Origin of the sequence: Kitasatospora sp. NA04385, assembly GCF_013364235.1 — a bacterium.
Lineage (GTDB): Bacteria > Actinomycetota > Actinomycetes > Streptomycetales > Streptomycetaceae > Kitasatospora.
This window is the reverse complement of sequence record NZ_CP054919.1, coordinates 2,541,228-2,555,491: the sequence shown is the minus strand read 5'-3', so window position 1 is coordinate 2,555,491 and position 14,264 is coordinate 2,541,228. Positions and strand designations below refer to the sequence as shown.

11 protein-coding genes and 3 tRNA genes are annotated in these 14,264 nt (G+C 72.1%); 13 read left to right on the top strand and 1 reads right to left on the bottom strand.

All coding sequences use genetic code 11. The annotated features are described in order from the left end of the window. Nucleotides 1–4: 4 nt before the first annotated feature. A complete protein-coding gene (locus HUT16_RS11145; protein WP_176187853.1) occupies nucleotides 5–1,072 on the bottom strand; it encodes a M48 family metallopeptidase in 1,068 nt (355 codons plus the stop codon). A 268-nt stretch (nucleotides 1,073–1,340) separates the two neighbouring features. On the opposite strand from HUT16_RS11145, the gene HUT16_RS11140 reads away from it, so the two are divergent. From HUT16_RS11140 to HUT16_RS11080, 13 genes are all read left to right on the top strand, one after another. Further along, nucleotides 1,341–1,568 carry a hypothetical protein gene (locus HUT16_RS11140; protein WP_176187852.1) on the top strand — a complete coding sequence of 76 codons (228 nt, stop codon included), beginning with the start codon at nucleotides 1,341–1,343 and terminating at the stop codon, nucleotides 1,566–1,568. Between the two features lie 215 nt (nucleotides 1,569–1,783). Further along, on the top strand, nucleotides 1,784–1,933 hold the full coding sequence (locus HUT16_RS11135) for a hypothetical protein (protein WP_176187851.1): 150 nt from the start codon (nucleotides 1,784–1,786) through the stop codon (nucleotides 1,931–1,933). 124 nt (nucleotides 1,934–2,057) lie between these two features. Then, nucleotides 2,058–2,735, top strand: coding sequence for a nicotinate-nucleotide adenylyltransferase (gene nadD, locus HUT16_RS11130; protein ID WP_303392075.1), 678 nt, complete (start codon nucleotides 2,058–2,060; stop codon nucleotides 2,733–2,735). A gap of 19 nt (nucleotides 2,736–2,754) precedes the next feature. Further along, the gene (locus HUT16_RS11125; protein WP_176187850.1) at nucleotides 2,755–4,932 is read left to right on the top strand and encodes an LCP family protein; all 2,178 of its coding nucleotides are present in this window, start codon (nucleotides 2,755–2,757) and stop codon (nucleotides 4,930–4,932) included. Between the two features lie 132 nt (nucleotides 4,933–5,064). Then, the gene (gene rsfS, locus HUT16_RS11120) at nucleotides 5,065–5,502 is read left to right on the top strand and encodes a ribosome silencing factor (protein ID WP_033250213.1); all 438 of its coding nucleotides are present in this window, start codon (nucleotides 5,065–5,067) and stop codon (nucleotides 5,500–5,502) included. Next, nucleotides 5,499–6,146 (top strand): histidine phosphatase family protein, encoded by a 648-nt coding sequence (locus tag HUT16_RS11115; RefSeq protein WP_176192613.1) that lies wholly within the window; start codon nucleotides 5,499–5,501, stop codon nucleotides 6,144–6,146. Before rsfS ends, HUT16_RS11115 begins: the two co-directional genes overlap by 4 nt. 108 nt (nucleotides 6,147–6,254) lie before the next feature. Further along, nucleotides 6,255–6,327, top strand: a tRNA-Ala gene (locus HUT16_RS11110). A gap of 38 nt (nucleotides 6,328–6,365) precedes the next feature. Beyond that, nucleotides 6,366–6,438, top strand: a tRNA-Ala gene (locus HUT16_RS11105). Between the two features lie 200 nt (nucleotides 6,439–6,638). Then, nucleotides 6,639–6,711 (top strand) — tRNA-Ala (locus tag HUT16_RS11100). Nucleotides 6,712–6,803: 92 nt separating this feature from the next. Beyond that, nucleotides 6,804–8,096 (top strand): hypothetical protein, encoded by a 1,293-nt coding sequence (locus HUT16_RS11095; protein ID WP_176187849.1) that lies wholly within the window; start codon nucleotides 6,804–6,806, stop codon nucleotides 8,094–8,096. 288 nt (nucleotides 8,097–8,384) lie between these two features. Beyond that, the gene (gene leuS / locus HUT16_RS11090) at nucleotides 8,385–11,258 is read left to right on the top strand and encodes a leucine--tRNA ligase (RefSeq protein ID WP_176187848.1); all 2,874 of its coding nucleotides are present in this window, start codon (nucleotides 8,385–8,387) and stop codon (nucleotides 11,256–11,258) included. A gap of 360 nt (nucleotides 11,259–11,618) precedes the next feature. Then, nucleotides 11,619–12,413, top strand: coding sequence for a hypothetical protein (locus HUT16_RS11085; protein WP_176187847.1), 795 nt, complete (start codon nucleotides 11,619–11,621; stop codon nucleotides 12,411–12,413). 118 nt (nucleotides 12,414–12,531) lie between these two features. Then, nucleotides 12,532–13,512: a DegV family protein gene (locus HUT16_RS11080; RefSeq protein ID WP_176187846.1), complete on the top strand. Its 981-nt coding sequence runs from the start codon at nucleotides 12,532–12,534 to the stop codon at nucleotides 13,510–13,512. Nucleotides 13,513–14,264: the final 752 nt, after the last annotated feature.

Sequence of the window (14,264 nt, the reverse complement as noted above, 5' to 3'; positions counted from 1 at the left end):
CCGGTCAGTCCTGGGAGTCGCCGCCGTCCTTGCCGCTGCCGTTGCCGCGGCCGGCGTTGGTGAAGGTGTCGCGGAGCTTGCCGCCGACCGTGCCGACGCCGTTGCCCAGGTCGCGCAGCAGGCCCATCAGCGGGTCCTTGCTCTCCTTCACCGACTGCGAGTACGACTCGGCGGCGGCCTTCCACTGCGCGCCGACCGAGGCCTCCGGGTCGTCGCCGCGGCGCGGGTACGCCCCGGCCAGGATCGAGCGGTACTCCTCGCTCTCCGCCCACTTCTTCAGCTGCGCCACCCGCACCACCGCGAACGGGTGCGACTGCGGCAGCACCTGGAGCAGCTTCAGCACGCTGTCGCGCAGGTCGCCGGCCTTGTCGTACTCGGCGGCCTGCTCCAGGAACGCGTCCACGTTCATCTCGGCCATGTGCGCGCCGCCGGCCAGTTTCATCAGCGACCGCATCGACGCCTGCAGGTCCTGCCCCGCCAGCAGGCCGGCCCGGTCGCTGGACAGCTCGGCCTTGCGGAACCACTCCTTGAGCGCGGTGATCAGCGCGGTGATCGCCAGGTTGCCCAGCGGTATCCAGCCGATCCGGGCCGCCAGGTTGGTGAGGATCAGCAGCATCGTCTGGTACACGGCGTGCCCGGACATCGCGTGGCCGACCTCGTGGCCGATCACCGCGCGCAGCTCCTCCTCGTCCATCAGCTCGATCAGCCCGGTGGTGACCACGATCACCGGGTTGTCCATGCCGATGCAGTACGCGTTGACCTTCGGGTCCTGGGAGACGTACAGGTCCGGGACCTTCTCCAGGTCGAGCACGTACGCGGCGTCCCGCACCATGTCGTACAGCTCGGGGAACTGGCGCTCCGACGTCTTGACCGCGGTGGCCAGGAACAGCAGCCGCACGCTGCGTTCGGACACCAGGCCGGCCAGCTTCTTCAGGATGTCGTCGAAGCCGCTGAGCTTGCGCAGCGCCACCAGCCCGGAGCGGTCCGCCGGGTGCTCCCAGGCCCGGGTGGAGATCTCCGGGAAGCGCTGGCGGCGACGGCTCGGCGCGGAACCCTTGGTCATGTCGGTCATTGAGTACCTCTCTGGATCGACGCCGGCACCGGCACCACGGCCGGCCCCCGCTGCTTTCCACTTCAACGTCGGTGTGTCCGTACTCGTCCCCGCGGTCACGCTACGCGCTCCGCACCCCGGCCGGGGAGACCGGGGACGGCTGCGCGGGCGCTCCGGGGTGCTTTGGGGTGCTGCCGCCGGTGTCGCGCGGGCGCTCCGGGGGTGCCGGGGCCGGGGCGGCGGTAAACGGGATTACCCTGGCTCTGCCGTACCGAACAAGGAGCCCGTGATGTCCACTGCCGCCCTGGTCCAGCTCGCCGGACCGATCTCCAGCGAGAACGGCCCCGGTCTGTTCCTGCGGTTCATCCTGATCGCCTCCTTCGTCGGAGTCGGCCTGATGGTGTGGGCGCTGGCCCGGGCGGGCCGCGACGGCGCCAAGCGCGACGCGGAGCGCCGGGCCGCCCGCGAGGCCGAGTCGGCCGCGACCGCCGGGCGCACCGCCGACGACCTGGGCTGACGCGGGCCGCCGGAGCCGTCCGGCCCCGCTCCGCGTGCTGCTTCGCACCCGGTTTCGGGCCCTGCCGGGGTGCGGGCGGTCGGACGACGGCTCACGGGTGGTCAGACGCGGTGGGCCGCCGCGCGGTTGCGTGTCGGGCCCCCGTACGATGAGCGCGCGGGCCGCACGGTCCGTGACCGCCTGGTCCTCACCGAGCCGCGAAGGTCCCGCCGATCATGAGCAATGCTGCCCTGCCCGCCATCGTCCACCTCGCCGAGGAGGGCGGTAACCACGACAGCCTCAACCCCCTGCTGACGGGTGGCTCGGCGCTGTTCATCCTGCTGCTCCTGCTGTTCATCACCACCCGCTTCAACCGCGACCGCTGACCGGCCGCGCCGCCGCCCCGCCCGCCGCGCGTCCGCGGCCCCCGGGGTGGCGGAGCGCGGTGCGCCCGGGGCCCGTCCGCGGGCGCAAGCCCCGGGACATCCGGGTCGCGTAAGGTGTGGCGCCATGAGAGAGCAGGTCGAGACCCCCGGGACGAACGTGGCGCCGGACACCTCCGCGCCGGGCACCCCGGCGCCGGACGGCGGTTCCCGCAGGCGACGGCTGGGCGTGATGGGCGGCACCTTCGACCCCATCCACCACGGGCACCTGGTCGCCGCGAGCGAGGTGGCGAGCGCCTTCCAGCTGGACGAGGTGATCTTCGTCCCCACCGGGCAGCCCTGGCAGAAGTCCGACCGGCAGGTCTCGCCGGCCGAGGACCGCTACCTGATGACCGTCATCGCCACCGCCGAGAACCCCCAGTTCTCGGTCAGCCGGATCGACGTCGACCGCGACGGCCCCACCTACACCGTCGACACCCTGCGCGAGCTGCGTGGCCTGCACCCCGACGCCGAGCTCTTCTTCATCACCGGTGCCGACGCCCTCGCGCAGATCATCTCCTGGCGCTCCTCCGAGGAACTCTTCGAGCTCGCGCACTTCATCGGCTGCACCAGGCCGGGCCATACTCTCTCCGACACCGGCCTGCCGGTCGGCGGCGTCTCGCTGGTCGAGGTGCCCGCACTCGCCATCTCCTCCACCGACTGCCGGGTGCGCGTCGCCAAGGGCGAACCCATCTGGTACCTGGTGCCGGACGGCGTGGTCCGATACATCCACAAGCGGGCGCTCTACGCGTCGGCCCGGCCTTGATGCCCCCGGGAGGGACGACGTGACCGGAACGTCCGACGACCAGAACTGGTTCGGCCAGCAGCCCCCGGCCCAGCCCCGCCCGCCCCGTCCGGAGCCTCCGCAGCCCGGCTACTACGCGCAGCAGCAGGGGTACGAGGGGTACGAGCAGCAGCACGCGTACGGGCAGCAGGGGCAGTCGCCGCAGCAGGCCCAGCCGCAGGCGCAGTCTCCGTCGCAGCCGTACGGGCAGGGCGGCGGCCAGTACGAGCAGTACGACCAGTACGGCGCTCCCCGGCAGTACCAGCAGCCGCACCAGCAGCAGGGAGCCGGTGCGTACCCGCAGGACCCTTACGGTGCCGGGCAGCAGGCCGCGACCGGGTACCCGGCGCAGGGCTACGAGCAGTCGGGCTACGAGCAGTCGGGCTACGAGCAGCCGGGCTACGAGCAGCCGGGGTACGAGCAGTCCGGGTACGCGCAGGGCGGCCGGGGTGGTCGGGGCGGCCAGTACGGGCAGGGCGGCTACGAGCAGCCGGGGTACGAGCAATCCGGGTACGTGCAGGGCGGGTACGGGGCGCAGGGGTTCGAACAGCGCGGCTACGAGGGGCAGTTCGACAGGCAGCCGGGCGGGGACGGGTACGGGCAGCAGCCCTACGACCCCTACTACGGGCAGCAGTCGGCGCCGGGTGCCGGGCAGGTGCCGGGCCAGGTGCCCGGGCAGGCTGCCGCGCGGCAGGCGGAGCGTCCGGCGGCTCCGGTGAGCCCGGTGGCCGCGACCGGTGTCGGCGCCGGGGCCGGCGCGGGTGCCGGTACGGTGCCGCCGCCGCGGGTGCGTCGGGGTGCCGGGGCCGCTGCTCCGGCTCCGGCGGGCGGGGCGGCGGACGCGCCGGTGGAGGAGCCGTCCGAGCTGGTCGGTGGACGGGCGGCCGCGGCGGCGGCCCGGGCCAAGGCCAAGGGCGGCGATTCGTACACCACGGGCGAGTTCAGCTTCGTCGACGAGCAGACGGAGGAGTCCGAGGACGCGATCGACTGGCTGAAGTTCGCCGAGTCGCGCAGCGAAGTGCGGGCCGAGCGCCGGCGACGGCTGCGCAACCGGCTGCTCTCGCTGCTGGTGGTGCTGGCGGTGCTGGCGGCCGGCGGGGTGGGCTACCTGTGGTGGACCGGCAAGATCGGCGGCGGTGACGACTCGGACGCGGCGGTCGGCGGCCGGTACGTGAACGTGGTGCACCTGCGCGACCCGCAGGGCAAGGTCACCACCGCGCTGCTGGTCGACGACGAGGGCGGTAGGAAGGCGACCGTGCTGCTGCTGCCGGACACCCTGCAACTGCCCAGCAACGGCGTGACCTCCACCACCACGGTCGGCAAGTCCCTGGACGACGTCGGCGCCTCCGCCACCCGCGACGGCCTGTCCGCGGTGCTCGGTGCCAAGGTGGCCGGCACCTGGCGGCTGGACACCCCCTACCTGCTGCTACTGGTCTCCCAGCTCGGCGGCATCAAGGTGGACACCAACGCCGAGGTGCGCGAGGACAACAAGGCGGACGGCAAGGTGCTCGCCGCGGCGGGCAAGGACGTCCTGCTGAACGGGCGCGCCGCCGTCGCCTACGCGACCCTGCAGGCGCCCGGGGAGAACCGGGACGCCCAGCTCGCCCGCTTCGGGCAGGTGATGGCCGCGCTGATCAACACCATGCCGACCACCATGGCGGACGCCACCGACGACGTGCACCGGATGAACTCGGTCGCCGACCCGTCGCTCCCGGAGGAGGCGCTGGCCGGCGTGCTGGTCAACATGGCCAAGCAGGCGAAGGCGGGACACCTGGCCACCGCCACGCTCACCGCCAAGGCCGACGGCACCCTGGACGACGCCACCGCGGGCAAGCAGGTGAAGGAGATCCTCGGCGGCACCATCGGCAAGGCCAAGGGCACCGGCGGCGCCACCCGCGTCGCCGTGGTGAACGCCTCCGGCAGCGACGCCACCTCGATCGCCGCGCAGGCCGCGGTCACCAACACCGGGATGGACGTGCTGCCCTCCACCGCCAAGACGGCGGACCAGGCGGCCTCCGAGATCCGCTACACCGACGACGCCACCCGGCCGGCCGCCCTCACCCTGGCGACCAGCCTGGGCCTGCCGGACTCGGTGGTGAAGAAGGTCACCGACGCGCAGAACGCGGACCTGGTGCTGGTGATCGGCAAGGACTACCAGCCGCCGGCGCAGAAGCAGTAGCAGAAGCGGTGGCGGCGGGTCGGCCGCGGCCCGCAGCCGTGATCGGGGCCCCCGGGCGGAAAACGCTCGGGGGCTCCGTCGCGTTCGTGAGATCCTGGGAGGGTATCCCCACAGCCGATCCGGAAGAGCATCGTGACCGTCACCGACCGAAGCCAGGAACTCATCACCGTCGCCGCGCAGGCGGCGGCCGACAAGCTGGCGCACGACATCATCGCCTTCGACGTCAGCGAGGTGCTGTCGATCACCGACGCCTTCCTGATCGCCTCCGCCGCCAACGACCGCCAGGTGCGGGCGATCGCGGAGGAGATCGAGGACCAACTGCGCGAGAAGCTCGACGTCAAGCCGGTGCGCCGGGAGGGCGAGCGCGAGGGCCGTTGGATCCTGCTCGACTACCTGGACATCGTGGTGCACGTCCAGCACTCCGAGGAGCGCTCCTTCTACTCGCTCGACCGCCTGTGGAAGGACTGCCCCGAGCTGCCGATCCCCGAGGACGCGCTGGCCACCCGCAACCGGCCGGAGAACGCCGTCACCGACGCGGCCGGCAACGCCGTCTCCGGGGGCGACCTCTGAGCCGCGCCGGGGCCTGGCCGCGCATCGTCTTCTGGCGGCACGGCCAGACCTCCTGGAACCTCGAATCGAGGTTCCAGGGCACCACGGACATCGAGCTCACCGACCAGGGCGTCTTCCAGGCCCAGCGGGCGGCCCGGCTGCTCGCCGGGCTCCGGCCCGACCTGCTGATCTCCTCCGACCTGCAGCGGGCCCGGCGCACCGCCGCCGAGCTCGCCGAGCTCACCGGCCTGGAGGTGCACCACCACGAGGGCCTGCGGGAGGCCTACGCGGGGGAGTGGCAGGGGCTCACCAAGACTGAGATCCAGGCCCGCTACCCGCAGCAGTACGAGGCGTGGGCGAAGGGCGAGCTGGTGCGGCGCGGCGGCGGCGAGCTGGCCACGGAGGTGGCCGACCGGTCCGTCCCGGTGGTGCTGGACGCGGCGGAGAAGCTGCCGGAGAACGGCACCCTGGTCGTGGTCAGCCACGGCGGCACCATCCGCACGATGATCGGCCGGATGCTGGGCTTCGAGCCGCAGTCGTGGGAGCGCTTCGGCGGCCTCTCCAACTGCTGCTGGTCGGTCCTCGGCCAGGACTCGCGGGGCTGGCGACTGCTGGAGCACAACGCGGGCACGCTGCCGCAGCCGGTCATCGGCGACGAGAGCTGACGGCCGACCGACCCGGATTTCACAGTTCCGGCTCTGACCAGCTAGAGTCTTCCTCGTTCGCAGCGAGGAACGCAGACGGGAAACCGGGGGCGGGAGTCGCGGAACTGCGGGGCTATAGCTCAGTTGGTAGAGCGATTGCATGGCATGCAATAGGTCAGGAGTTCGATTCTCCTTAGCTCCACTCCGCACCGGTGGTCCGTGAGTGGTCGTCAGTGTCGCGGGGCTATAGCTCAGTTGGTAGAGCGATTGCATGGCATGCAATAGGTCAGGAGTTCGATTCTCCTTAGCTCCACAGCAGTTCCGCGAGGCCGCCGCCCGAACAGGGTGGCGGTCTTCGGTGTTTTCGGGGCCGGGCCCGGGGCGGGCCGGGGCTCGGGTCGCGGTCGCTGCGGGTGCTGCGGGCGCTCCGGAACGGATTAGGGCCGGGGCCGCCGACCGTGTACAGTTGTCGATGTCGCCAAGGGAAACCGCAGGTGACAGCAGCAAAAGCATGGGGCTATAGCTCAGTTGGTAGAGCGATTGCATGGCATGCAATAGGTCAGGAGTTCGATTCTCCTTAGCTCCACAGCAGTCCGAAGGCCGTCCCGCGAGGGGCGGCCTTCGGCCGTTCACCGGACTTCGCTGCCGAGCGGGGCGCGGGGCCGCTACGGTCGTGCCATGGCCGACCTGGTGCGAAAACGGAACGACGAACTCGCCCGGATACTCCACCAGCTCGGCTGGAGCCCGGAGCGGCTGGCCCGCGAGGTGAACGCGGTGCTCCCGGCCGGCATGGCGATCAGTTCCACCGCACCGTACAAGTGGCGCGACCGGGGCATGGTGCCGCGTTCGCCGCACGATCAGACCGTCTGCGAGGTGCTGGGCCGCAGCGTCGGCATCGCGGTCACCTACGAGCAGCTCTGGGGGCAGATGGGCTCCCACCGGGGCGCGAAGATGCTCTCGCCCCGGCTGCTGACCGACCCGTGGACCGCCGACACCGCGCAGACCGCGCTCCGCGAGGCGGGCGCCGACGGCGCCCCGGTGCGCCTGACCGACCTGTTCCGCGGCGACGAGCTGGAACAGGCGGCCCGGCACTGGGCCTCCCCGCCCCCGGCGGTCACCGGCGGGGAGGGCGCGCTGCGGATCGCCCCCGAGCAACTGGCCGACCTTCGGCTGTCCTACGAATCCAAGCAGCGCCTGGAACGCGCCTACGGCGGCGGCCTGATCCTCGACCTGGCCAAGGCGGAACTCGCCATGGTCGGCAAGCTGTTGGAGCTCGGCAGCTACGACGAGCCGCTCGGCCGGGAACTGTACGGGGCGGCCAGCCGGCTGGCCCGGCTGGTCGGCTGGGCCAACTACGACATGGGCAACGACGCCGCCGCCCAGCGGGCCTTCGTCGCCGCCCTGCGGGCCGCCCACGTCTCGGGCGACCCCCGGCTCGGCGTCGGCGTGGTCGGTTGCCTCGCCGTCCAGGCGACGTACAACTCCGGCGGCCGGGGGCTCGACCCGGTGGCGATGCTCTCCACCGCGCTGCGCGCCGCCGACGCCGTGCTGACGCCGCGTGAGCGGGCCCTGCAGCTGGGGCGGATCGCCCGGGCGCACGGCCGCAAGGGGGAGCAGATCAGCGCGGAGGCCGTCGCCGAGCGGGCGTTCCGGGTGCTGGAGGGCGTGGACGGGCACGCCCAGGAGCGGGCCGACCTGGAGGGGATGGTCGGTGAGGGGTACCTGCTGCTCGGGGAGCACGAGCAGGCCCGCAGCCTGCTGCTGGCCTCGATCGAGGCCCTCTCGGTGGAGCGGGCCAGGGCCAAGGCGCTGCTGATGGTGCGCCTCGCCGACTCCTACCGCCGTACCGGCGAACGGGCCGAGGCCGAGCGGACCGCCGACCGGGCCCGGATGCTCGCGGCCGGCATGCAGTCGGCGCGGGTGGCCCGGGCCCTGCGGGACTTCGACACCGCGATGCGTGCGGAGGCGTAGCCCGGGACCGGACCGGGCGGGCACGGCGGACTGGCCGGGTCGGCGGGACGAGCCGGGCGGGGTGGGCAGGGGTGTGGGCGCGGGCGGGGGGTTGACGCGGTGAGGCGAAAGGGGGTTGAGGGGGTGCGGTACCCTGAGCCCATGCGAACTGTGCGCCTGCTTCTTAGCCGGCCGCGCTGACCAGGACCGGCTTGATGGCCGGAGTCGGCGTGGCGTCCCCTCCTGAGGAGGGGCTTTCTGCTTTCTACGGCCTGTTCGCTGACTGATGACGATGGAGCCTGAAGGACCATGAGCGAGACGACCCCCGCTTCCGGCGCGGCCGAAGCCGCCACCGAGCCTTTCCGCTACGGCGCCGCGCTGGCCGCCGAGATCGAGTCCCGCTGGCAGGACCTGTGGGAGAAGGAGGGGACGTTCAACGCCCCCAACCCGACCGGCCCGCTGGCCGACGGGACGTCCGTCGCCACGAAGCCGCACAGCTTCATCATGGACATGTTCCCGTACCCGTCGGGCTCCGGCCTGCACGTGGGCCACCCGCTGGGCTACATCGCCACCGACGTGTACGCCCGCTACCAGCGGATGACCGGCCACAACGTGCTGCACACCCTGGGCTACGACGCCTTCGGCCTGCCCGCCGAGCAGTACGCCGTCCAGCACGGTGTCCACCCGCGGGTGTCCACCGAGGACAACATCGCCAACATGCGCCAGCAGCTGCGCCGGCTGGGCCTGGGCCACGACTCGCGCCGCTCGATCTCCACGATCGACCCGGACTACTACCGCTGGACGCAGTGGATCTTCCTGCAGATCTTCGACTCCTGGTACGACGAGGACGCGGCCAAGGCCCGCCCGATCGCCGAGCTGGTCGCCCAGTTCGAGTCCGGTGAGCGCGAGGTGCCGGGCGGCCGCGCCTGGGCGGAGCTGTCCGGCGTCGAGCGCGACGAGGTGCTGGGCGAGTACCGGCTGGCGTACTCCAAGGAGGTGCCGGTCAACTGGTGCCCCGGCCTGGGCACCGTCCTGGCCAACGAGGAGGTCACCGCGGACGGCCGCTCCGAGCGCGGCAACTTCCCGGTGTTCAAGTCCAACCTGCGCCAGTGGATGATGCGGATCACCGCCTACGGGGACCGCCTGATCAACGACCTGGACCTGCTGGACTGGCCCGAGGCGATCAAGCAGCAGCAGCGCAACTGGATCGGCCGCTCCGAGGGCGCCCGGGTCGATTTCGCGGTCGGCGGCGACACCGTCACGGTCTTCACCACCCGCCCCGACACCCTGTTCGGCGCCACCTACATGGTGCTGGCGCCCGAGCACGCCCTGGTGGACGCCATCGTCCCGGCCACGTGGCCGGCCGGCACCCGTGACGAGTGGACCGGTGGCGCCGCAGACCCGGCCGCCGCCGTCGCCGCGTACCGGGCTGCCGCCGCCGCCAAGTCCGACCTGGAGCGGCAGGCCGACGCCAAGGTCAAGACCGGTGTGTTCACCGGCGCCTACGCGACCAACCCGGTCAGCGGCGAGCAGATCCCGGTGTTCATCGCCGACTACGTGCTGATGGGCTACGGCACCGGCGCGATCATGGCCGTCCCGGCGCACGACAGCCGCGACTTCGCCTTCGCGCAGGCGTTCAACCTGCCGATGCGCTGCGTCGTCCGGCCCACCGACGGCCGCGGCGAGGACCCGCACACCTGGGACGACGCCTTCGACACCTACGACTCGGTGCTGGTCAACTCCGAGCGCGACGGCATCTCGCTGGACGGCCTGTCCGTGGTCGACGCCAAGGCCCGGGTCACCGCCTGGCTGGCCGAGCAGGGCATCGGCGAAGGCACCGTCAACTTCCGGCTGCGCGACTGGCTGTTCAGCCGCCAGCGGTACTGGGGCGAGCCCTTCCCGATCGTCTACGACGAGACCGGCGCGATGCACGCCCTGCCCGCGTCGATGCTGCCGGTCGAGGTCCCCGAGGTCGACGACTACTCGCCGCACACCTACGACCCGGACGACGCCACCTCCTCGCCGAAGACCCCGCTGTCGCGCAACGCGGACTGGGTCAACGTCGAACTGGACCTGGGCGACGGGCCGAAGACCTACCGCCGCGAGACCAACACCATGCCCAACTGGGCGGGTTCGTGCTGGTACGAGCTGCGCTACATCGACCCGGTCAACTCGGCCTCGGTCGTCGCCCCCGCCAACGAGGCCTACTGGATGGGCCCGACCGCCGAGAAGCCGGCCGGCGGCGTCGACCTGTACGTCGGCGGCGCCGAGCACGCGGTGCTGCACCTGCTGTACGCCCGCTTCTGGCACAAGGTGCTGCACGACCTGGGCCACGTCTCCTCGGTCGAGCCGTTCCACAAGCTGTTCAACCAGGGCATGATCACCGCCGACGTCTTCCGCGACGACCGGGGCTTCCCGGTGCCCGCCGCCGAGGTCGAGGAGATCGGTGACGAGTTCTTCTGGAACGGCGAGAAGGTCCGCCGGGAGGCGGGCAAGATGGGCAAGTCGCTGAAGAACGCGATCGCCCCGGACGAGTTCGCCGACGAGTACGGCGCGGACACGCTGCGCCTGTACGAGATGTCGATGGGCCCGCTGGACGTCTCCCGCCCCTGGGACGCCCGTGCCGTGGTCGGTTCCTACCGCTTCCTGCAGCGGCTGTGGCGCAACATCGTCTCGGAGGTCACCGGCGAGCTGGTGGTCACCGAGGAGGAGCCGGACGAGGCGACGCTGCGCGCGCTGCACAAGACGATCGACGGCATCCGCGGCGACATGGCGGGCATGCGGTTCAACACCGCCGTGGCCAAGGCCATCGAGCTGAACAACTTCCTGGTGAAGCGCGGCTCCACGCCGCGGTCGGTGGCCGAGCAGATCGTCCTGCTGATCGCCCCGCTGGCGCCGCACATCGCCGAGGAGCTGTGGCGCCGCCTGGGCCACGAGCAGTCGCTGGCCTTCGCGGACTACCCGGTGGCCGACCCGGCGTACGTGGTCGACGAGACCGTGACCTGCGTCGTGCAGATCAAGGGCAAGGTGAAGGCCCGCCTGGAGGTCGCGCCGTCCATCTCGGACGCCGACCTGGAGGCGCTGGCCCTGGCCGACCCGACCGTGGTCGCCGCCATCGGCGGCGCCCAGGTGCGCAAGGTCATCGCGCGGGCCCCGAAGCTGGTGAACATCGTCACCGGCTGACGTGACCCCGGCCGACGCGCCGTCGGCCAGGCAGGGCCGGTCGTCCCCGTCACGGGGCGGCCGGCCCTTCGCCGTCCCCGGTCGCTGCCGGAAGGGCGGTCGGGCCAGGGCGTGGGGGAGTCGGAGGAAGGCGAACAAGGTGGCTCCGTTCTTCGTGGTTCCTCGTGCGAATGCGTCGTGGGATCTCTGAGATCTCGGGGAGATCGCTTGGGGACATCCCTGAGCTGTCCCTGATCTCGGGTGCGAGGGGCGCCCGCGGACTGCTCTCGAGCGCCGCTCCGGGCTACGGTGGAAGTCCGGCGGACAAGCGGACCGCACCCGGCGGTCCAGGGCCGGTCACGGGCGGAAGGTGGGCTCCCGATGGAAGCGCTCGGTGTGGTGATTGCTCTGGTCGCGCTGTTCGGGGTGACGCTGCTGGTGATGGCCGTGGTCGGAACGGTGAAGGCGGCGAAGTCGGTGGCGGCCAAGGTCGACCGGCACAGCGCCAACGCGCAGCGGGCGATGGAGAACGCGGCCCTGAAGGCGAAGAGCTTCGCCAGGCCCGGCGAGCAGGGCCGGATCGCCGCCCTCCGGCTGTCCCTGCGCACCGCGTTGGACTCCACCCGACAGGTACTGCAGAGCGGCCTGCCGCAGGACGGCCAGCTCGCGGACGCCCTCCAGCTGCTCACCCGCCTCGACTCGCACGCGGCGGAACTCGACGCCGAACTCCGGATGCTGGAACGCGAGCCGACGAACGACCGGGTCACCGCCAAGCTTCCCGAGCTGCGCGAGCGCACCGAGCGGATCACCCACTCCGCGGACTCCCTGCGCTGGGCCGCTCAGGACCGGATGCGCCGCTTCGCCGACGACGAACTCGCCCGCCTCGGAAAGGAGTGCCAGGACGAGGCCGGAGCCCTGCGCCACTGGACCCCCGCCGAGCCCGCTGCCGCCGATGGCGCGGACTCCCCGGGCACCGCTTCCTCGGCTGCCTCCGCCGCTTCCGCTGCCTCCGCCGCTTCCGCTGCCTCCGCGGAGCAGCCGGCCGATCGCCGGAAGGGGCTCGGCTCCGCCCGGCCGAGCAGCGCCGAGGAACTGCTCGGACTGGCCGCCGAGCCGCTCTCCCGCCTCGCCGACCGTCTCCGCAAGCCGAACCCCGCGGGACCCAACCGCCCCTGACCCCGCGTCATCGGACGGTTGCTCTTCGTGCTCGGAGAAGTTACCCGGCGCATTCGGGGCCAAACCAGCGAATGCCGAGCGCTGTCATCCCGGCCCGGTGGCGGGTAACCTCCGGCTCATGCCCGGCCACCTCGCACTTGTCACGGATTCCACCGCGTATCTGCCTCAGGAGGCGGTGGACCGGCACCGCATCCGGGTGGTGCCGCTCAGCGTCGCGGTCGGTGACGAGGTCTTCGCGGAAGGCGTCGAGATCTCTCCGAAGGACGTGGCCGAGGCCCTGCGCGCCAAGCAGCGGGTGACGACCTCCCGGCCCAGCCCCGAGACCTTCGCCGCCGCCTACCGGGCGGCCGCCGAGGCCGGTGCGCGCGGCATCGTCTCGATCCACCTGTCGGCCGAGCTCTCCGGCACCGCCGAGGCGGCCCGGCTGGCGGCCTCGGCCGTATCGATCCCGGTCCGGGTGGTCGACAGCCGGCTCGTCGGCATGGCGTTGGGCAGCTGCGTCCTCGCCGCCGCCGAATCGGCCGAGGTGCTGGACGCGGCGCACGCCGACTCGGGACCCACCGCTGGCGCGGAGGCCGTTGCGGGTTCCAGCGGGTCCAGTGGTTCCACTGGTTCCAGCGGGGGCGACGGGACGGGTGCCCGTACCGTCGAGGCGGACCTCGACCTGGTGGTCGCCGCCGCCGAGGACCGGGCGGCCCGCACCGCGGGTTTCTTCTACGTCGACACCCTGGAGCACCTGCGGCGAGGGGGCCGGATCGGCACCGCCCAGGCCCTGGTCGGCTCCGCGCTGGCGGTGAAGCCCCTGCTGCACCTGACCGGGGGCCGGATCGAGCCGTTGGAGAAGGTCCGCACCGCCTCCCGTGCGATCGGTCGGCTCGAAGAGATCGCCGTCGAGTACGCGGGCCGGCAGCCGGTCGACGTCACCGTCCACCACCTGGCCGCCGAGCACCGGGCCGAACCGCTGGCGGAGCGGCTGCGGGAGCGGATTCCCGGCCTGAAGGAGCTGTACGTCAGCGAGGTCGGCGCCGTCATCGGGGCGCACGTCGGCCCCGGCCTGCTGGCAGTGGTGGTTTCTCCGATCATCGCCTCGTCGCACTGAATCCCACTGGAATCACTCGTTCGAGCGACAAGAGTTATCCACAACCCCGAGTTGTCCACAGGGGCGAACGAATTCTCGGACGGACCGTCAGCATCGTTCTAACGTCCTCGCCATGAGGACCGTCATCACACCCCAGGCCCGTCGACGCCAGACCGCGGAGAACGCCCGAGCCCGCCTCGACCACCTTTTCCCGGCGGACCCGTCCATCGATTCCGACCCCTTCGAACCGGCCTTCGGAAGCGCCGCTGTTCCGTCGGCCCGAACAATGCTCGGCACGGAGACCGGCCCGGACGAACTGCCGGAACCCGATTGCGGCAGCCTTCGGGCCACCGAGTCCACCGAATGCACCGAACCGCCCGAACCGGAGGACGCGGCTGATCCGGGCCCGCCGCCAGCCCCCGACCCGCCGCCGGCTTTGTCGGCCGCACGCATCCTGGCGATGTACGGCGTGCCCAAACGCTCCGAACATTCCGCAGATGCGGAGTCATCCGCCGCCGATGGAGCCGACGGCCCCCACCCGGGCCCTTGCCCCGGCTCCGCAACCGACCGCGCGGCAGCCCCCGGCCAGGGGAGAGCCGATTCACCACCGGAACGGGACCCGCCCGGGGGAGCGCCTGCCCCGGGCGAGGCCGCCTCGCCGAAACAGCCCTCGGCATCCCGTCTCCCAGACCAAGGCCGAACCGACGCGCCATCGGATCCGGACCCACTGCCGGAAACCCCGCCAACTCCGAACCCTGCCGTCTCGCCCCACA

Coding starts and splice junctions, on each gene's coding strand:
- HUT16_RS11140 (WP_176187852.1), top strand. CDS start 1,341: ATGTCCACTGCCGCCCTGGTCCAGCTCGCCGGACCGATCTCCAGCGAG.
- HUT16_RS11085 (WP_176187847.1), top strand. CDS start 11,619: ATGGAAGCGCTCGGTGTGGTGATTGCTCTGGTCGCGCTGTTCGGGGTG.
- nadD (WP_303392075.1), top strand. CDS start 2,058: ATGAGAGAGCAGGTCGAGACCCCCGGGACGAACGTGGCGCCGGACACC.
- HUT16_RS11080 (WP_176187846.1), top strand. CDS start 12,532: ATGCCCGGCCACCTCGCACTTGTCACGGATTCCACCGCGTATCTGCCT.
- HUT16_RS11135 (WP_176187851.1), top strand. CDS start 1,784: ATGAGCAATGCTGCCCTGCCCGCCATCGTCCACCTCGCCGAGGAGGGC.
- HUT16_RS11095 (WP_176187849.1), top strand. CDS start 6,804: ATGGCCGACCTGGTGCGAAAACGGAACGACGAACTCGCCCGGATACTC.
- HUT16_RS11145 (WP_176187853.1), bottom strand. CDS start 1,072: ATGACCGACATGACCAAGGGTTCCGCGCCGAGCCGTCGCCGCCAGCGC.
- leuS (WP_176187848.1), top strand. CDS start 8,385: ATGAGCGAGACGACCCCCGCTTCCGGCGCGGCCGAAGCCGCCACCGAG.